This window comes from Sinomonas cyclohexanicum, from assembly GCF_020886775.1.
In the GTDB taxonomy this organism is placed as follows: Bacteria; Actinomycetota; Actinomycetes; order Actinomycetales; family Micrococcaceae; genus Sinomonas; species Sinomonas cyclohexanicum.
Map to the genome: position 1 here is coordinate 1,373,181 of NZ_AP024525.1, position 18,381 is coordinate 1,391,561.

Below are 18,381 nucleotides of genomic sequence, written 5' to 3' on the forward strand. Positions count from 1 at the left end.
GCCTACGGGTCGGCTGAGCCGGGCAGACCGGGTGGCGTGGACTCGTAGGTGTGCCCGGTCGGGGTCCTGGTCTCGACGGTGTGCCGTGCGGTTCTGTGCCGTGCGCGCGGCTGGGGCTGCGGGCGACTGCGCGCGCGGCCGTCGGTGATCCGTCTGGTGACCGGGGGTGCCTGAACCTCGCGTGTGGGGCCGGGGTCGGTGGTCGTGTGCCGCCAGCCGGGGGATTCCTTGGTGAGGTTGCAGAGTGCGCAGAGGCATTGGCCGTTCTCGATGGTGGTAGGTCCGCCCTGGGCTGCGGCGACAACGTGGTCGATGTGCTGGGTGGGGGCGTCGCAGTAGGGGGTGCGGCAGGTGTGGTCACGGAGCCTGAGGAAGCGGGCCATGGCGGCCGGGAAGAGCCGGGCCTTGGAGTCCATGGCGATGAGCTGGCCGGCGCCGGGGGCGGTGTAGAGCCGTTCGAGCCAGATCCTCTCCCGGGACTTGAGGGGCGCCGTGCCTTCAGGCCTGACGCTGCCGGGGTGGCCATCTGGTCCTGCGAGGGCACGGTCGATGAGTTCGCGGGCGAAGTCGGCTGGGACGGTGCCGTAGCCGGGCAGTACGGCGGGTTCTGCGTCTCCGGCCAAGAGGGTGCGGTCGGTCATGACGAGCGAGATGCGCAGGGGGACTCGGCCGGCGTCGGCGAGCCCGGTGGTTCGTTCCACGAGGGTATCGGCAGCGAGCTGGCCGAGGGCGCGCGGGTCGCCGGCAGCCTTGGCAGCCTCTGCGGCGGCCTTGAGGGCTTCGCGGACGGCCATGGCCCCGGTGACGGGAAGGATCGCGGTGACCTTGGCCATGGCGTCGGGGAGGCGGCGGAGCGAGACATGGCGGTCCGCCTCGGCGCGGCGGATGCGTTCGGCGGCGGCGCCAGCGTCGACGTCCTCCACGGCGCGGCGCGCGGCGTCCTCGAGGGCGCGGTCGCCGAGGTGGGCGATGCGGGCGGGCTCGGCGCAGAGCCGGCGATCCACGTCGGCGCGGTCCTCGCGGGTGAGTGGGCGGGTGGCGCCGACGAGGGTGAACGCGCGGTCTTCGGTGAGCGTGCCTTGGGCGAGGGCGCGATGGGTGTGGGGCATGTCGTGGACGAGGATCTCGGAGAGCTCGACGATGCGCCGCCCGCGGGCGGGGGCTGCCTTGCGGGCAAGAGCGATCTGGCCGCCGACGGACCGAACTCGCGCCCGCCGCTCACGGGCGGTGTCCTCCCCGGAGGTGCCGGCGCGACCGTGGCACAGGTCGGAGAACGCAGCGGCCGTGCGTGCATGCTCCGCGGCGATGGCCGAGGAAAGGTGTTCGAGCAGCTGGACCCGGTCGATCAGCTCGCCGCCCGTCATCCGTGGCCCCGCTTGCGCCCCGCTGATCGGCGCGTCCCAGAGGCTCCCAGCCGCTAGCCGTCGCGCCCAGACGGCGAGCTCCTCGTTGCCAACCGAAGGCGACGGCGCGCCTTCCGGCTTGTCCAGAGGACCCACGGCCAGCACCCCGCTTCGCTCGACTGATCAGGGTCACCCGACTGATCGAGTGCTCAAAGCCAGTCTATCGAAGATAACTTCGAATTGATAGAGTAATGGTCAGAGTCGATCGAACAGGAGTGGATTGAACAGGAATCGAAGCCAAGGAGCCCGGTGGTTGTGTCACATGTGCAGTCGGATGACGAACAAGAGGTAGCACCAGACGGGCATCGAAAGCAGTGACAGCAGTGCCATCGCAGTCCGCACTCGGGATCGCTCACGCAGGATCGCGGACAGCAGCCAGAAGGCGAGCATCCCCAGGAGTCCTCCGGCGCAGTTCAGGATCACGTCGTCGATGTCCGATGCTCCAACCGCGAACACGCCCTGGAGGATCTCTACGGCGACACTGACCGAGGCGACCGTGAGCAAGGTCAGCCATGCGGCCGCACGATGCCGGAGCCACGATGCGTAGACTCCGAGCGGGATGAAGATCAGGATGTTCCCGACGACGTTGGCGAACGCCACTTTCTCGATCCCGTGAGAGTGGTTGAACGCATACTCGGCGATACTCGCGAACGGGATGAGGTTGATCGATCTCTCCGAGCCCGGGGCACGGGAGAAGAGAAGCAGCTTCAGCAGGAAAGCCGCGTAAAGGGCGAAGACGGCGAAGATGGCCACGGTCTCCGCCTTCGCCCGGTTCGTGGCGAGTCGCCAACTCGGCGCATCATCCGTGACCGCGGCGGGTTTCGCTTGTACGCCCATCAGCAGGACGGTACAGAGGGAACCTGTCGTGCTCCTGTGAGCCTCCTCCTGTGAACCTCGAAGATTCACCTTGCCGTCACCGTGGAGGCACCTGGCGACCGTAGCCTCGGGCCGTTGGCGCCACGTCGGCCAGCCGAGGCTGCCGAGCGGAAGGGGACTCGCATGAGTGGGCGGAACGACGACTTCACGACCGTGGTGCCGGGAGATCCCGTCACTGTCACGGCTCCCGGGAGGCTCATAGTTGTGGGAACAGTCGACGCGGTTGCCCCGGACGGCTCCGTCCTCTGGGTGATCGAGGACGGCGGCCAAGGCCGCCACATGGTGCACCGCACGGACGCAGCAGCCGTCGACCTGCGCTGAGCGCGAGGCGACCGCCCGCCGTCGTGCGTCTTCTGGATGCTTTCAGATGGGGCGCCTAGGATCGGCCGGGTGGCCACCATTGTCGACGCCATCCTGTCCATGCCGCCCGTGCTGGCATACCTGCTCGTGTTCGCGTTCGTCTTCGCCGAGGACGCGATCTTCGTCGGTTTCGTGATTCCCGGCGAGACGGCGGCGGTGCTCGGGGGCGTGGTGGCCAATCAGGGGACGGCGGACATCTGGGTCATGGTGCCCCTCGTCGTGGTGGCCGCGATCGTCGGCGACACGGTGGGCTACGAGGTCGGCAAGCATCTGGGTCCGCGGCTGTTCGGACTGCGGGCCTTCGACCGGCACCGCAAGAAGCTCGAGCACGCCCAGGAGTTCCTGCGCGTGCGAGGCGGCTGGGCCGTCTTCTTGGGACGCTTCGTGGCCTTCCTGAGGGCGATGACACCTGCCCTCGCGGGAGCATCCCAGATGCACTACCCGCGGTTCCTCGCGTTCAACTCCCTCGGCGGGGCAGTCTGGGGGGCGGGGTTCACGCTGCTCGGCTTCGCCGCTGGCGCGTCCTACAAGGCCGTCGCGGGGGCGGCCGGGCGGGATGTCGCCGCGATTGTGCTCGTGATCGCGGTGATCGCGCTCGTTGTGTGGCGCGTCCGCAAGGGCCGCAGGGAGCGCCGGGACGAGCGCGAGTTCAGGGATCGACCAGCGCCGGGTCCCTCTGAAGGCCAGTGAGGCCGTTCCGTAGGAGGTTGACGAGGTGCCCGGCCACCGCACGCTTTCCGGGCGCGGGGGCTCAGGGGGTCCACGTGTGCCATCCTCGTGCGGCCATCCGTGGCAGAATTGGACATTGTGCCGCGCCCGCCCTCGCCGAGGGCAGGCGCGCACTCCGCCCTGGTGTAATGGCAGCACGCCGGCCTTTGGAGCCGTGCAGTCTAGGTTCGAATCCTAGGGGCGGAACGAGGCCCGGCTAGAATGGCCGGCAGCCCCACTCGCGCCAGCCGATTCGCGACAGGAGAGCCAGCGACAGTGAATGCGGAGACCCCCGGACAGAGCGCAGCGGCCCACGAGCAGGAACACGAACACGTTCAGGCGTCCGCACAGGAGCAGCACCAGCACGGGCCCGCGGCGGTCATCGTCCTGGCGGCCGGCGCCGGGACGCGCATGAAGTCCCGGACCCCCAAGATCCTCCACCCGCTCGGTGGCCGCTCGATGGTCACCCACGCGCTCGACGCCGCGCGGGGCCTCGCGCCGCAGCGGCTCGCCGCCGTCGTGCGCCACGAGCGGGACCTGGTGGCCGAGCACATCATCGGGCACGACGCGGACGTCCTCATCGTCGACCAGGACGAGGTGCCCGGTACCGGGCGCGCCGTGGAGGTGGCCCTCGACGCGCTCGATGCGCAGGCACCGGTGTCCGGGACCGTCGTGGTGACCTACGGCGACGTGCCGCTCCTCACCACGGCGCTCCTGACGGACCTCGTCGCGGAGCATGAGGCGGACGGCAACGCCGCGACCGTCCTGACTGCGGTCCTCGATGACGCGGCCGGCTATGGCCGGATCCTCCGCGAGGCGGACGGCACCGTGTCCGGCATCCGCGAGCACAAGGACGCCACCGAGGAGGAGCGCGCGATCCGCGAGGTCAACTCCGGCATCTACGCGTTCGACGCCGGGGTGCTGCGGGACGCGCTCAAGCAGGTCACCACGGACAACGCCCAGGGCGAGAAGTACCTCACGGACGTGCTGGCGATCGCCCGCGAGGCAGGGGGGCGCGTCTCGGCGCTCGCCACGACCGACCGCTGGCAGGTCGAGGGCGCGAACGACCGCGTCCAGCTGCAGGCACTCGCCGCCGAGCACAACCGCCGCACCGTCGAGAGGTGGATGCGTGCCGGCGTCACGGTCATCGACCCGGCCACCACCTGGATCGACGCGACCGTGCAGCTCGCCGAGGACGTCACGATCAAGCCGAACACCCAGCTGCACGGCGCCACGTCCGTTCAGCGGGACGCCGTGATCGGCCCCGACACGACGCTGACCGACTGCCTCGTGAGGGAGGGCGCCACAGTCAAGCGCACGGACGGCACGAAGGCCGAGATCGGCGCGGGCGCCACGGTGGGCCCGTTCACCTACCTCCGCCCGGGCACGAAGCTCGGCCCCGAGGGCAAGATCGGCGCGTTCTACGAGACGAAGAACGCCGTGATCGGCCGCGGCGCGAAGCTCTCACACCTCGGCTACGCGGGGGACGCCGAGATCGGCGAGGGCGCCAACATCGGGTGCGGCAACATCACCGCGAACTACGACGGCGTCAACAAGCACCGCACCGTGATCGGCGCCCACGTCCGCACCGGTTCCAACACCGTGTTCGTGGCGCCCGTGACCGTGGGCGACGGGGCGTACACCGCCGCCGGCGCGATCGTGCGCAAGGACGTGCCCGCCGGCGCGCTCGCGCTCTCCGTCTCCCCGCAGCGCAACGCCGAGGGCTGGACCGCATCGCACCGGCCCGGCTCGCCGTCCGCGGCCGCCGCAGAGCACGGCGCACAGACTTCCTCCGCCGCTACCCCCACCGAGAAAGAAGAGGCCAAGTAGATGACCGAGATCACGGCCCACGGCGAGAAGCGCCTGGTGCTCGCCTCCGGGCGAGCCCACCCGGAGCTCGCCCAGGAGATCGCCAAGGAGCTCGGCACGGAGCTCCTGCCGACCTCGGCCTACGACTTCGCCAACGGCGAGACGTACGTCCGGTTCGAGGACAGCGTGCGCGGCACCGACGCGTTCGTGATCCAGGCGCACCCTGCGCCCATCAACAACTGGATCATGGAGCAGCTCATCATGATCGATTCGCTCAAGCGGGCGAGCGCGAAGCGGATCACCGTGGTGTCCCCGTTCTACCCGTACGCGCGCCAGGACAAGAAGCACCGCGGCCGCGAGCCGATCTCGGCCCGCCTCATGGCGGACCTGTACAAGACGGCCGGCGCGGACCGCCTCATGAGCGTGGACCTGCACACGGCGCAGATCCAGGGCTTCTTCGACGGCCCGGTGGACCACCTCATGGCGATCCCGCTGCTGGCCGACTACGTCCGCACCCGCGTGGAGCTGGGCAAGGTCACGGTCGTCTCCCCGGACACGGGCCGCGTGCGCGTGGCGGAGCAGTGGGCCGAGCGGCTCGGGGGCGCCCCGCTCGCGTTCGTGCACAAGATGCGGGACGTCAACGTGCCGAACTCGGCCGTCTCCAAGACGGTCGTGGGCCAGATCGAGGGCCGCGACTGCGTCCTCATCGACGACATGATCGACACGGGCGGCACGATCTCGGGCGCCGTCTCGGTCCTGGAGAACGCCGGCGCCCGCTCGGTGATCATCGCCGCGACGCACGCGGTCTTCTCGGACCCGGCGGCGCAGCGCCTCGCCGAGTGCGGGGCCCGCGAGGTCGTCGTCACGAACACCCTCCCGATCCCGGCCGAGAAGCGCTTCGAGTCCCTGACCGTGCTCTCGATCGCCCCGCTCATCGCGCGCGCCATCCACGAGGTCTTCGACGACGGCTCTGTCACGAGCCTCTTCGACGGCCGGAGCTAAGCGCTCCGGTCGCTGCACGCACCCGCGGCACGCACGTGCCCGCGCACGACGGCGCCGTCCCCACCTCAGGCGGGACGGCGCCGTCGTGCGTCGCGCACCTGTGCGCAGCGGAACCCAGCCCAGCGGGCTCAGGGGGCTCTGCGCAGCTGGTAGGATGGACGGCGAACCTTGGCGAGGGAGGCGGCCGGCACGAGTTGGCGTCCTCCGTCATCGACTGGGTCTGGAATTCCTTCGGCACGCGCTGGAGGTCGTGCAGACCTCGCGCCATTGCATTCGAACGACTGCATCCGATACTGAAGGAGACACCATGAGCGAGAAGCTCGCAGCTGAAGTCCGCACCGAGTTCGGCAAGGGCTACGCCCGCCGCACCCGCGTTGCCGGCAAGATCCCCGCCGTCGTCTACGGCCACGGCGCCGACCCGCTCCACGTCGCCCTCCCGGGCCGCGAGACCACCCTCGCGCTCCGCGTCGCGAACGCCCTCCTCACGCTCGACATCGCCGGCGAGGAGCACCTCGCCCTCGTCAAGGACGTCCAGCGCAACGCCGTCCGCCAGACCATCGAGCACATCGACCTCCTCACGGTCAAGCGCGGCGAGAAGGTCACCGTGGACATCCCCGTGCACGTCACGGGCGAGGTCGTCGCGGGCGCCGTCGCGAACCAGGAGGCCATGACCGTCTCCGTCGAGGCCGAGGCGACCCACCTGCCGACCGCGCTCGAGGTCAGCGTCGAGGGCCGCGAGGCCGGCCAGCACGTCCATGCCTCGGACATCGAGCTCCCGAAGGGCGTCACGCTCCTCACCGACGCCGAGACCCTCGTGGTCAACGTCTCCGAACCGGCCGCCGCGGCCGAGGAGGAGGCCGCAGAGGGCGAGGCCGCCCCGGCCGAGGCTCCGGCCGAAGAGTCCGCCGAGTAGGCAGCAGGCCACCGCGACGGCCCGCCCCCTCACGGGGCGGGCCGTCGTTCTGCCTGAGAAGCGTTTCTGCGTGACAGCGCGCGAGAAGGGACAAGCCGTGAGCGACACGTGGCTCATCGTGGGCCTGGGCAATCCCGGGCCCGAGTACAGCGGAAACCGGCACAACGTGGGCCAGATGGTCCTCGATGAGCTGGCCTCCCGCATGGGAGGGAAGTTCGCGGCGCACAAGGGAGCCCGTGCCGTGGTGCTCGAGGGACGACTCTGGGTCGGCGGGCCCCGCGCCGTGCTGGCCAAGCCGCTGACCTATATGAACGTCTCCGGCGGGCCCACATCATCCCTCGCGAAGTACTACGGGATCGACCCCGCCCACGTGGTCGCGGTGCATGACGAGCTCGACATCCCGTTCAACACGGTCCGGCTCAAGCTCGGCGGGGGAGAGGGCGGCCACAACGGGCTGCGGGACATCTCCAAGGCGCTCGGCACGAAGGACTACCTCCGCGTCCGGGTCGGCGTGGGCCGCCCGCCCGGCCGCATGGACGCGGCCGACTTCGTGCTCCGCGACTTCGCCGCGGCGGAGCGCAAGGAGCTGCCCTTCCTCACTGACGAGGCGGCCGACGCCGTCGAAACGCTCGCGCGGGACGGCCTCGCGGCGGCCCAGCAGAAGTTCCATCCGGCCAAGGCCTAGTCGCCTGCCCTGAGCGGGCGCCGGTCCTGGCACGGCGCCGCGGGCGGACGTCCGGTGCTGCCCGCGCGGAATGTGACGTCCGGTCCTGCCCGCGCGGGCGGGAGCGCGGTATCGTGGGCCCGAGCAAAGGTCTGGTGGGGGACACACCGACGCGATGTCTGCGGAGGTTCTATGGGGATGCGGCTGGGTGTGTCCGGCGACGGGCACTTGGTCCAAGAGGCGCGGTCGCGCGTGGGTGACCGTCTGGCGTGGGCGCGTGTGGTGCGCGCGAACGAGATCGCGGATGCGCTCGAGGCCTTGTCGGATCCGAGTACCTTCGGCGTGGTGATCACCGGGGACGCGAGCTTCGGCAAGTCCTCGGTCGCCTCGGTGCTGCTCAGCGAGCTGGAATCGACCCATCACACGGTGCGCCTGCGCAGCACCATCGTGGGGACGGAGACGCCGTACGGGGCGCTCGCCGTCCTCCTCGCGAGGCTGCCGGAGGATGCCCAGGACGATCCGGGCACCATCATGCGCGGCATCATGGGCCTGCTCGCGGCCGACGCCGGCGGCCGGCCCGCCGTCATGTCCCTCGAGACCTCGAACAACCTGGACGAGCTGAGCACGGCGACGCTCGTGAACATCATGGTGACCGGCACCGCGAAGGTCGTCGTGGTCGCCGACCGCGCGAGCGACCTGCCCGCGGACTTCCACTGGATGCTCGCGGAGCAGCGGCTGCGGGAGGTCCCGCTGGCCCCGCTGTCCGCCGAGGCGATGCTCGCGGGGCTCCGGGACCTCCTCGGCGGGATTGTCCCGCAGACCGTGGGACTGCAGCTCCAGGCGCTTTCCCGCGGCAACCCGCAGGTGGCCTTCCTCACCGTCGCCGAGCTCCTCACGCGGGGAGACCTCGACGCGGCCGACGGCGTGTGGGTCCTCGCGCCCGGGGCTGACACGGGCGGGATCCGCCAGCTCGACGACCTCGTGCGGGCACGCATCGAGCGGCTTCCCGCAGGGGTGCAGGCCATCATCGAGGCGCTCGCGTGCGCCCGCCGCATTCCGCTCGCGCGGCTCACGGCGGCGTTCGGGCACGAGGACCTGGCCCGGATGGAGAGGGAGGGCCTCATTGCGATCGAGGAGACCGGGCGCCACTCCGTCGCCCTCACCGACCCGCTGATCGGTGAGGTGGTGCGCGGGTGGCTGTCGGTCCCGCGCCGCCGCGAGCTGCGGAACCTCCTGCTGGCCGACGGTGTGCCGCCGCTCGAGGTGATCACGCACTTCGAGCTCCTCGGTCTCGCTGCGTGGACCCGTGAGTGCCATGCGCGCCTGCCCACCGGGCACGCGATCGCCGCGGCGGCCGAGTCGCTGCGCCTCTACGACGCGAAGTTCGCGCTCGAATGCCTCGACGACATCGAGCGGGACGCGGCCACGTGGCCCACGGTCCAGCGACTCAGGGCCAGCGCCCTCCTCGTCCTCCAGCTGCCGCACCAGGCGCTCGCATGCCTCGATCAGGTGAGCGAGGCGGATCTCTACACCAGCGGGCCCGTGGCGCTGGCCACGTTCGCATCCGTCAAGGCGGCCGCGCTGCGCTGGGTCCCGGATCGGTCCGACGAGACCCCTGGGTTCCTCGATGAGACCCGGGGCCTGCTCCTCCTGTGCGCGGGGACGGGCGCGGGATCGGATGTCGAGGCGCGCAAGGCGTCCGCGATCCTTGACTTGGCGGAGTTCGAGTACTGGGCGTTCCTCGGGGAGTTCGGACGGATCGTGGACCGCCTCGAGGCGACCGTCAGCCAGGGCCATCCGGTGGACGAGGACGTACGGCTCATTGCTGCGAGCATCCTGATGGAGGCCCTCACGGTCCTCGGCAGGGAGCGCGACGGCCTCGCCCTCCTGCACGAGCTCACGTCCCAGATCAGCCTCGCGAGCGGGTCGGTCCGGGTGCGCCAGGCCTTCGCGACCCGCGCCTTCGATGTCCTCCTGTACAACGGGCACTGGCGCCAGGCCCTTGCCGTGCTGCGGGCCACGCCCCAGGTCTCGTCCCACTACGTGCGGACCTCGGGGCCGTCCGTGGAGCTCGCGATGGGGCTCGCGCTCGTCTACGCGGGCCGCGGGCACGAGGCGCTCGGCTCCCTCCTCGCCGCCATCGCACTGCTCGAGCGGAGCCCGGCCGCACGGTGGCTCGGGCTCGCGTACGCGGCGGCCGCGTTCGCGTGCGCCCAGGAGGGCGACGCCGCGTCGGCGCGCGCGTGGCTGACCAAGCTGGACGCGTGCGAGCGGCCGGCCGCGTACCGCACCGTGTTCTACACCGACTTCTGCTCCGACATGGCGCGCCGGTGGATCGGGGACGCGCACGCCGCGGCGAGACTCGTTGCCTCCGCGCGCTCGGACATCGCCCACGGCCGGTGGAACCCGGCGGGTATCAAGCTCGTCGGCGCCACGGTGGAGGCACACCCCGACGAGCTGCGCCTCCTCGAGGAGGTGTGCCGGCACCGGCAGGGTCAGCTCGCGGAGATCGGCGGCCTCCTGGCGCGTGGCACCCGCACGGGCAGCCTCGAGGACCTCACCGCGGCGGCGGACCTCGCGGCCCGGCCTCGAGCTCGACGCCCTCGAGGCACGCTGCGCGGCAGTGGCCCTTGACCGGGCCCGGGATGCGAGGGATCCCGTTATGGTGAGGCTCATGCAGGCCCGACTCGATGCGCTTGCGGGGAAGGTCACCGTCCTGCCGGTCGCGCCGAGCCAGGCCTCCCCCGTGCTCACCCAGCGCGAGCGGGAGGTGGCCGTCCTCGCCGCCACGGGCACCTCCAACCGCCGGATCGCCGAGGACTTGGGGCTCTCGGTGCGCACGGTCGAGGGGCACCTCTATCAGGTGTTCGCGAAGCTGTCGGTGGCGAACCGCAGCGAGTTGGCGGGGGTCGTCGGGAACGGCGGTCGCGAGGGGCAACCGTGACATCCGAGTCCCGGGACCCGACGCAGCCGCACGAGACAGGTCACGTAGTGCAGCTGATCGGCCGTCCCGGCACCGCCGCGGTCCTCGTGCTCGGCGAGATGGGCGTGGGCAAGTCCGCCCTGTTGGACGGTGCGTGCCGGCTGCTCGAGGCGGCGATGGAGCCCCTGCGCCTCCACGGCAGCCCCGCACTGGCCAAGGTCCCGTATGGTGTCCTCGCCCCTTTCCTCGGAGGGCTCCCTGCGGATGAGGCCGGCTCGCGCGTTCAGGTCCTGCGAGCCTTCTGGCGCGCGGTCGAGACGCTGCGGCGGAACCGGAAGTCCGATCTCCTCCTCGTGATCGACGACGCGCATGAGCTGGATCCCGCCTCGAGCGAGGTGGTCGCAGAGCTCGTCTCCGCCCGGTGGACCAAGGCGCTCGTGGCCGCGCCCAGCGGCGCTGCGCTGCCGCGCCCACTCATGGAGCTGTGGCTCGATGGCGGGGTGGAGCGCGTGGACCTCGGGCCCCTGAGCGTCGACCAGGTGCGCGAGTTCATTGAGCACGCCGTGGGCGGGCCCGTCCTCCCCTCGGTCCCTCAGCTCTTCTGGCAGGAATCGGAGGGCAACCCCCTCGTCCTCGGCCGCCTCGTCGAGGAGGCCCGTCGGACGGGTGCGCTCGCGCAGCGCGGGCGGACCTGGCTCATCACCGGCGAGCTGCCCGAGCGGGGGGTGGGACTGCTCGGGCTTGCGCGGGCGCAGCTGGCCCGCCTCTCGGCCGCGGAGCAGGACGCGCTGAGCCTCATCGTCGTCGCCGAGCCGGCGCCGTTCGAGCTCGTGGAGCGCGAGTGCGGCGCGGAGGCCATCCGGCGGCTCGTGGCCACTCGTCTCGTGCGCCCGCCCGAGGGCCCGGACGGCGTGATCCGCCTCCGCCACCCGGTGTACGGAGACGCGCTCCTGAACCTCATCCCGTACACGACGTCCCTCGGCCTGCGCCAGCACGCGACCGCCTATGTTGCCCGCCAGGCGGCGAGTGCTCAGGGCCTGCTGAGGGCGACGACGTGGGCCCTCGAGTGTGGCTTCCCCATGGAGGATTCAACGCTGCTCGCCGCCGCCCGGCTCGCTCACCGGCTCTACGAGAACGGGCTTGCCGTGCGCGCCGCCGGGGCCGTCCAGGACCCGGCCTTGAGAGGCGCCGCCGAGGAGGTCCTCGGGCAGGTCGCTTACGGGCGCGGCCAGTATGGCGAGGCGGCGGGGCTTCTCAGGCCCCGCGCCGGGCGCGACGGTTCCGTCCGCCCGGGTCTCTCGGGCGCCCTCGTGTGGGTCGCCTCGCGGATGGCACTGGGGCACCCCCCGCGGACCATCCGCGATGACATCGAGAGGCTGCCCGAGGGCGAGGTGCGCGACGTCCTCGCGCTCGTGGTCGACTTCCTCGCCGACGACTCCGAGCGGGTCGTCTCGGGGCTCGCGAGCTGGCAGGCCGCGCGGGCCGGAGGTCCCGTCGTCGCGGGCGGGAGCCTGCGTGAGGACCAGGGCCAGCGCGAGGCTCTCGCGGCGGAAGTGGTGGTCCGCTCGGTCGAGTCGGAGCATCTGGTGGCCGCCGGGGCTCCGCTGCGCGCGAGGTCGGTGCTGCACGGTGTCCTGGCCAGGGCCGTCACGGAGGACGCCCTCGAGCCGTACGTGCAGGCCTTCGCGGGTGTTCGGCTGCTCGTGGCGGACCTCGCGGCGGGGGAATGGGATGCGGCCGAGGAGGACATGCGCCGCTTCCTCACCGCGACAAACCTCGGGCTCGTCTCCGACGGCGCCGCCGTCGAGACGGCCCGCGGGGTGGCCTTCCTGCGCCGGGGGCGATTCCGCGAGGCCCTGGCCACGCTCGCTCCCGCAGTCGACGCACTGAGGGAACGGGATCCTCAGCGGGTCCTGCCGCTCGCTGCGGCCGGTGCGGCCTACGCGGGCGCGCGCCTCGGGCAGCACGAAGCTGCGCGGGACTTCCTGCCCGATGCGCTCCACCCCGCGGACACCGGCGCGATGATCGTGGCCCCGCTCGCGGACCTGTTCGCTGCCGCTGCCCGTGAAGCTCTCGGGACCGCCCCGCACGGGACGGCGTCGCTCGAGTCTGTGCTGGCCGGAGTGTCCGGGCGCGGCCGCCTCGATCTCGAGCTCCAGGGCGAGCTCCTCTGGCTCGAGGCCGGGCACAGGGACCGGCTCGGGCGGCTCGCCGAGGTGGCGGGGCGCGTCGAAGGCGAGTGGGCTGCGTCGGCTAGGCTCGCGGCGTCGTCCCTCGCCGACGGGGATCCGGCGCTGCTGCTCGAGGCCGGCGAGGCGCTCGTCCGGACCGGCGCGGTCCGGTACGCCCGGGAGTGCTTCGCGGAGGCCTCCAGGGCGCTCGACCGGGGGCTGCGGCGAGCGGACGCCAGAGCCGCATGGGCGAGGGCCAAGGAGTGCACCGCCGAGCTCGGTGACGAGGAGGCGCGCAGGCAGCCGGACGCGAGGCGGCTCACGCGCCGCGAGCGCGAGGTGGTGGCGTTCGCGGTGGCCGGGCTGAGCGACAAGGAGATCGCCTCGCGACTCACGGTGTCTGTGCGGACCGTGGAGGGTCACCTGTACCGGGCCTACTCCAAGCTGGACGTGACGAGCCGCGAGCAGCTGACCGCGGCGATGGGAGGCCGGCGCGGCACCGAGAACGCCTCGGCGCTCGAAAACTGAGTACACGCTGCGGCCGCCTAGGTAGTCTGCACCCGCGTCGGTGCCAAAATACGAGTAGTGGCTACGCATGCGCCGCACCGCTGCCCGATGGGATCGTGGATACGTGGCGGGGCCGAAGCGGCCCGCAGCCACCCACCCAAGGACTGGGCCGGCGGCGTCGGAACCTCCCCGAGACCAAGGTTCCTCCCCCCAGCCGCCGCCGGCCCGACCTTGGGACCTCCCTTCCCGTGGGACAATGGATTCCGACACTCTCGCGTGCCGTAATTCAGCCAGCTGCAAAAGCAGCCTCGTTCCACCGAAGGAGCCCCGCCCCGTGGCCCTGGTCAAGACGCCCTCGACCCTCGTCCCCTCCCAGCCCGCGCTGGACGACGCCGAGGTCTCCCGCCTCCGCAACGACTTCCCGGTGCTTGACCTGGAAATCCACGGGCATCCCCTCGTCTACCTCGACTCGGGGGCAACGAGCCAGAACCCCCGCACGGTGCTCGAAGCCGAGCAGGACTTCTACGAGCAGCGCAACGCCGCCGTCCACCGCGGCGCCCACGAGCTCGCCGTCCGCGCCACCGACGCCTTCGAGGATGCACGGGCCGCAGTCGCGGCGTTCGTCGGCGCGTCCCCGAACGAGATCGTCTGGACCTCAAACGCCACCGAGGCGCTGAACCTCGTCGCCTACGCGCTCGGAAACGCCACCGTCTGGGCCGAGCGCGGCCGTGGAGGGGACGCGGTCAAGGCGCTCGCGATCAGGCCCGGGGACGAGATCGTCGTGACGGCGCTCGAGCACCACGCGAATCTCATCCCGTGGCAGGAGCTCGCCTTCCGCACCGGGGCGACCCTGCGGTGGATCCCGATCGACGACGCCGGCCGGCTCCGCATGGACGTCGCGGAGGAGATCATCGGCCCGCGTACCCGGGTGGTCGCGTTTGCCCACGCGTCGAACGTGCTCGGCTCCGTCGCGCCCGTGGCCGAGCTCGTGGCCCTCGCGCGCAAGGTCGGCGCCCTCACCGTCCTCGACGCGTGCCAGTCCGCGCCCCACATGCCCCTCGCCCTCGGCAGCCTCGGCGTCGACTTCGCGGCCTTCTCCGGGCACAAGATGCTCGCACCCACCGGCATCGGGGCCCTCTACGGGCGCCGTGAGCTCCTCGACGCGCTCCCCGTTCCTCGTCGGCGGCTCGATGATCACGACCGTGACGATGGAGCGCGCCGAGTACCTCCCGTCCCCGCAGCGCTTCGAGGCGGGAACCCAGCGCATCTCCCAGGCCGTGGCGTTCGCGGCCGCCGTCGACTACCTCGCCCAGGTGGGCATGGACCGCATCCACGTGTGGGAGACGGCGCTCGGGGCGCGCCTGGCCGAAGGGATCGCCTCGATCCCCGGTGTCCGCCTCCTCGGCCCAGCGCCGGGCGAGGAGTGGGAGGGCTCGCCCCGCATCGGGCTCGCGGCGTTCGACGTCGAGGGGGTCCACGCGCACGACGTCGGGCAGTACCTCGACAGCGCGGGCATCGCCGTCCGCGTGGGCCACCACTGCGCCCAGCCCCTCCACCGGCGTCTCGGACTGACGGCCTCGACGCGCGCGAGCGCGTACCTGTACACCACCACCGCGGAAGTCGACGCGTTCCTCGGGGCGCTCGGCGAGGTCCGCAAGTACTTCGGTTCCTTCGGAGCGGCGCGATGAGCCTCGATTCCCTGTACCAGCAGCTCATCCTCGAGCACGCCAAGGCCCGGCACGGCGCAGGACTCGAGGGCGAGCCGGGGTCCCACGAGGGCCAGTCGCACCAGCTCAACCCTGTGTGCGGCGACGAGGTGACGGTCCGCGTCGAGGTGAGCGACGGCGTCGTGCGCGCGATCAGGTGGGAGGGACAGGGCTGCTCGATCTCCATGGCTTCCGCGTCCGTGCTCCACGACGAGGCCGAGGGGCTCACGGTCGAGGAGTTCGGCACGCTCGTGGGGGCGTTCCGCGAGATGCTCCGCTCCCGGGGGACCGTGGCCGCGGACCCGGAGGTCCTCGGCGACGCCTCCGCCTTCGAGGGCGTATCGCGGTATGCCGCCCGGGTCAAGTGCGCGATGATCTCTTGGGTCGCGGCCGAGGACGCCGCGCGGCAGGCGCAGGCGTAAGGTCCGCTGCCACGGTCGGGCGGCCCCGCGATTCTGTCGAAGGGCTCTACCCAAGCGCAGGGCCTCGGGAGTACCTTGAGGGCCTTAGGACGCGGGGGATTGCGTTCACCCGTTTGGGGGTAGCAAGTGCTGAATAATCCCGTCGCACCGGCCGCGCCGGTGGAGGCTACGACGTTGCGGACAGGCTCAGCTGTGTCCACTCCCGGCCCGCACGCGGGCCACGCCCACGCGGGCGCGACTGCCGGATCCGTGCATCGGCAGGCCGAGCGGCTCAAGTGGGCCATGCTCGTGCGCCAGACTGAGGTGTCCCGCGCGGCCGCGGCGCTCAAGGCACCCGCCTCGCTGGGCGCGGTCGTGACAGGCCCGCCCGGGGTCGGCAAGTCCTTCCTGGCCAGTGCGGTCCTGTCCGAGCTGGGGCCCGCGGTCTTCCCGCTGCGGATCCGGACGGCGTCCTCCGCCGCGACGCCGTACGCCTCGCTGGGGCCGCTCATCGCGCGGGTGCCCCAGGACGTGTCCTCGTCGCCGACCAAGCTCCTCGTCGCGGTCGAGCGCATGCTGAGCACGGACGCCCGTGGGCTCCCCGCCGTGCTCGTGGTCGAGTTCGGGGGGCCCATGGACGAGGCGAGTGCCGGCGTCATCCTCCACCTGCTCCTCGGGGGGACCGCCCGGCTCCTCGCTGTGGCCCAGCACGCGGCGGACCTCCCGGCCGATCTCCTGCGCCTGACCCGGGCGGGTCGCCTCGATGAGATTCCGCTGACCGCGATCGGCATCCGCGAGACGCGCCGGCTCGTTTCCGCGCTCGTGGACGGCCACGTCGCCGCATCCGCGGTGGCCGAGTTCCACTTTGCCTGCCACGGCAACCCCGCCATGGTGCACGGCATGGTGCGGCGCGAGCACGCCTCCGGGAACCTGCACCGGCGGGGCACGGTCTGGACCCTCGACGGAAGCGTCGAGCACGAGTCCAGCGCAGGGACGGACGAGATCATCCGTGCGCGGTGGGCGCGTGAGCCGCAGGACGTCCGCGAAGTCATCGAGCACCTGGCAGTGGCCCGGCGAATCCCCATCTCGGGACTCGCCGGGCTCTTCGGTTCCGAGGTCCTCGTGGACATGGAGGACAGGCACCTCGTCGCCGTGGACTCGAGTCCCCGGCGCTGTGCCTACCTCCGCGAGCCGCGCATGGCGGAGCTCGTGCGCGGCAGGCTGGGCCCCGACCGGCACCGCGAGCTCGCGCTCCTGGCCCAGCTCGACGGCACGGCGGAGGGAGCTGGCCTCGACGCCGAGGACCTCGTCTCCTACGCGGAGTGGACCCTCGCGGGCGGCGGCGCCGTGGCGCCCGCGCTGGTCGTGAAGGCCGCGCGGACGGCTACCGAGCTGTTCGAGCCGCGCAGGGCGCTCGGCCTGCTCGATGCGGCGGGAGCGTTCGAGGGCGCGGCGGAGGTCGACGCGGCCATCCAGCGCGCCGCCGCGCTCTCGCTCCTGGAACGCCGCGAAGAGGCCTGCACGGTCCTGGCCGATCTCCCCGGCGAGGCGGTGCGCCATCTCGGCCCGGTGGACCGGGCGCGTCTGGCCGCGGCCAGGTCCGAACTGCTCACGTGGATGCCCGCGCGCGGCGACGCGATCGCGCCGCTCCACGAGGCCCGGGACGCGCTGGCACTGGGCGACGTCCTGCCCGGCGACAGCCGGGGGAGCAGGACTGCCGAGCAGCGGGAGGCCGCCGAGCTGCTGGATCTCGCCGGGTTCCGCATCCGTGCGTTCCGCGGCGAGTACCGGGAGATCGCCGACGACCTCGAGGAGGCCGTGCGCCGAGCGGACGCGGGCGACTCCTTCCGCGGCGAGTGCACCCTGATCCTCGCCCTCGCGTGGGCCGCCCTGGGCAGGGAGGCCGATGCCGTGGCGCTCCTCGACGCCCTCAGGGCCTCGGCGCCCCGGGGCCTGCGCGAAGACTCGGCCCTGGCCATCGGGTTCCTCGTCTGGATCGTCAACGGCGACTGGCGGCGCTGCGTCGACCGCTTCGAGGCCTACATCGACCGCGGCGGCCGCAGGCTGAGCATGCGGGGAGGACTGGTCGAGCTCTTCCTCGCCCTGGCGCTCGTCATGGCGGGGAAGGGGGACGAGGCCCTTGTTCCCCTCCTGAACGCGACAGCCCAGCTTGAGGAGTTCCCCGCACAGAACGCACTCCGCGCCGCCTACGCGGCAACGGCCTTCGCCTACGCGCAGGTCGGAGATGCCGCCGAGGCCGAGCGTTTCCTCGACCGCGCCGCCACCGTGCCGGGCACCGCGCCGTGGCACCTCGAGTTCATGGCGGACTACTGCGAACTCATGGCGCGGCGGTGGCTCGGGGTGCCCGGCGCACATGAGGCCCTCTTGGCGCACGCGGAGCTCGAGGAGGCTGCGGGACGCATCACCACGGCCGGCCTGGCCGTGTTCGGCGCCTCCGTTGCCGGCAGCGAGCGGGAGCTGCTCTGGATCGAGAGGCTCGGTCACCATCGCCAGGGCCCCCTGGCGCAACTCATGACGGCGGTGGCCGTTGCGACCCGGCGCGCGGACCCCCGGGAGCTGCTCGCCGCCGCGGAGTCCGCCCACGCGATGCGGCTGGATGCCGTCGAGGCTCGGTGCGCGGCGCTCGCGCTCGACTCCGCCCGGGACAGGGGCGAAGCGGCAACGGCCGGCCAGGCGCAGACGCGGCTAGACCGGCTCGCCCGGAGCCTCCCGGTGCTCCCGATCGTGCCCCGGGTTCCCGCCCCCGTCCTGACCGGCCGCGAACGCCAGATCGCCGTCATGGCGGCCAACGGGGCCTCGAACCGGGACATCGCGGACGAGATCGGCGTGTCGGTTCGGACGGTCGAGGGTCACCTCTACCAAGTGTTCATGAAGCTCGGTGTGTCCTCACGCAGCGGACTCGACGGATTGGTCTGAC

13 protein-coding genes, 1 tRNA gene and 1 pseudogene are annotated in these 18,381 nt (G+C 72.0%); 13 read left to right on the top strand and 2 right to left on the bottom strand.

Features of this window, described 5'->3' with window-relative positions; all coding sequences use genetic code 11:
• Positions 1 to 2: 2 nt before the first annotated feature.
• Together SCMU_RS06410 and SCMU_RS06415 are read right to left on the bottom strand one after the other, a co-directional pair.
• Positions 3 to 1,364 (bottom strand): HNH endonuclease, encoded by a 1,362-nt coding sequence (locus tag SCMU_RS06410; protein ID WP_229232191.1) that lies wholly within the window; start codon positions 1,362 to 1,364, stop codon positions 3 to 5.
• Positions 1,365 to 1,661: 297 nt separating this feature from the next.
• Entirely contained in the window at positions 1,662 to 2,156 is a 495-nt protein-coding gene (locus SCMU_RS06415; RefSeq protein ID WP_229232192.1) for a VanZ family protein, read from the bottom strand.
• Between the two features lie 246 nt (positions 2,157 to 2,402).
• Here SCMU_RS06415 and SCMU_RS06420 point away from each other — a divergent pair, with 246 nt between their 5' ends.
• The 13 genes and pseudogenes from SCMU_RS06420 to SCMU_RS06480 all read left to right on the top strand — a co-directional run bounded on the left by SCMU_RS06420 (position 2,403) and on the right by SCMU_RS06480 (position 18,380).
• Positions 2,403 to 2,600, top strand: coding sequence for a hypothetical protein (locus tag SCMU_RS06420; RefSeq protein ID WP_229232193.1), 198 nt, complete (start codon positions 2,403 to 2,405; stop codon positions 2,598 to 2,600).
• 69 nt (positions 2,601 to 2,669) lie between these two features.
• A complete protein-coding gene (locus SCMU_RS06425) occupies positions 2,670 to 3,329 on the top strand; it encodes a DedA family protein (RefSeq protein WP_229232194.1) in 660 nt (219 codons plus the stop codon).
• A gap of 153 nt (positions 3,330 to 3,482) precedes the next feature.
• Positions 3,483 to 3,554: transfer RNA gene (locus SCMU_RS06430), tRNA-Gln, on the top strand.
• 69 nt (positions 3,555 to 3,623) lie between these two features.
• The gene (glmU, locus tag SCMU_RS06435) at positions 3,624 to 5,177 is read left to right on the top strand and encodes a bifunctional UDP-N-acetylglucosamine diphosphorylase/glucosamine-1-phosphate N-acetyltransferase GlmU (protein ID WP_274602934.1); all 1,554 of its coding nucleotides are present in this window, start codon (positions 3,624 to 3,626) and stop codon (positions 5,175 to 5,177) included.
• Positions 5,178 to 6,158 (top strand): ribose-phosphate diphosphokinase, encoded by a 981-nt coding sequence (locus tag SCMU_RS06440; RefSeq protein WP_229232195.1) that lies wholly within the window; start codon positions 5,178 to 5,180, stop codon positions 6,156 to 6,158.
• A 307-nt stretch (positions 6,159 to 6,465) separates the two neighbouring features.
• Positions 6,466 to 7,071 (top strand): 50S ribosomal protein L25/general stress protein Ctc, encoded by a 606-nt coding sequence (locus SCMU_RS06445; RefSeq protein WP_229232196.1) that lies wholly within the window; start codon positions 6,466 to 6,468, stop codon positions 7,069 to 7,071.
• Between the two features lie 97 nt (positions 7,072 to 7,168).
• Complete coding sequence (gene pth, locus SCMU_RS06450; RefSeq protein ID WP_229232951.1) at positions 7,169 to 7,756, top strand: aminoacyl-tRNA hydrolase; 588 nt, start codon at positions 7,169 to 7,171, stop codon at positions 7,754 to 7,756.
• 231 nt (positions 7,757 to 7,987) lie between these two features.
• Positions 7,988 to 10,369 carry an ATP-binding protein gene (locus SCMU_RS06455; RefSeq protein WP_229232197.1) on the top strand — a complete coding sequence of 794 codons (2,382 nt, stop codon included), beginning with the start codon at positions 7,988 to 7,990 and terminating at the stop codon, positions 10,367 to 10,369.
• 40 nt (positions 10,370 to 10,409) lie between these two features.
• The gene (locus SCMU_RS06460) at positions 10,410 to 10,679 is read left to right on the top strand and encodes a response regulator transcription factor (RefSeq protein WP_229232198.1); all 270 of its coding nucleotides are present in this window, start codon (positions 10,410 to 10,412) and stop codon (positions 10,677 to 10,679) included.
• Positions 10,676 to 13,357, top strand: a complete 2,682-nt coding sequence (locus SCMU_RS06465) for a helix-turn-helix transcriptional regulator (RefSeq protein WP_229232199.1) — start codon at positions 10,676 to 10,678, stop codon at positions 13,355 to 13,357. Before SCMU_RS06460 ends, SCMU_RS06465 begins: the two co-directional genes overlap by 4 nt.
• Positions 13,358 to 13,670: 313 nt before the next feature.
• Positions 13,671 to 15,024, top strand: a pseudogene (locus tag SCMU_RS06470) (aminotransferase class V-fold PLP-dependent enzyme).
• A complete protein-coding gene (gene sufU, locus SCMU_RS06475) occupies positions 15,021 to 15,464 on the top strand; it encodes a Fe-S cluster assembly sulfur transfer protein SufU (RefSeq protein WP_229232200.1) in 444 nt (147 codons plus the stop codon). Before SCMU_RS06470 ends, sufU begins: the two are co-directional and overlap by 4 nt.
• A 192-nt stretch (positions 15,465 to 15,656) precedes the next feature.
• Complete coding sequence (locus SCMU_RS06480; protein ID WP_229232201.1) at positions 15,657 to 18,380, top strand: helix-turn-helix domain-containing protein; 2,724 nt, start codon at positions 15,657 to 15,659, stop codon at positions 18,378 to 18,380.
• Position 18,381 lies beyond the last annotated feature (1 nt).

Coding starts and splice junctions, on each gene's coding strand:
- SCMU_RS06460 (WP_229232198.1), top strand. CDS start 10,410: ATGCAGGCCCGACTCGATGCGCTTGCGGGGAAGGTCACCGTCCTGCCG.
- sufU (WP_229232200.1), top strand. CDS start 15,021: ATGAGCCTCGATTCCCTGTACCAGCAGCTCATCCTCGAGCACGCCAAG.
- SCMU_RS06445 (WP_229232196.1), top strand. CDS start 6,466: ATGAGCGAGAAGCTCGCAGCTGAAGTCCGCACCGAGTTCGGCAAGGGC.
- SCMU_RS06410 (WP_229232191.1), bottom strand. CDS start 1,364: ATGACGGGCGGCGAGCTGATCGACCGGGTCCAGCTGCTCGAACACCTT.
- SCMU_RS06440 (WP_229232195.1), top strand. CDS start 5,178: ATGACCGAGATCACGGCCCACGGCGAGAAGCGCCTGGTGCTCGCCTCC.
- SCMU_RS06420 (WP_229232193.1), top strand. CDS start 2,403: ATGAGTGGGCGGAACGACGACTTCACGACCGTGGTGCCGGGAGATCCC.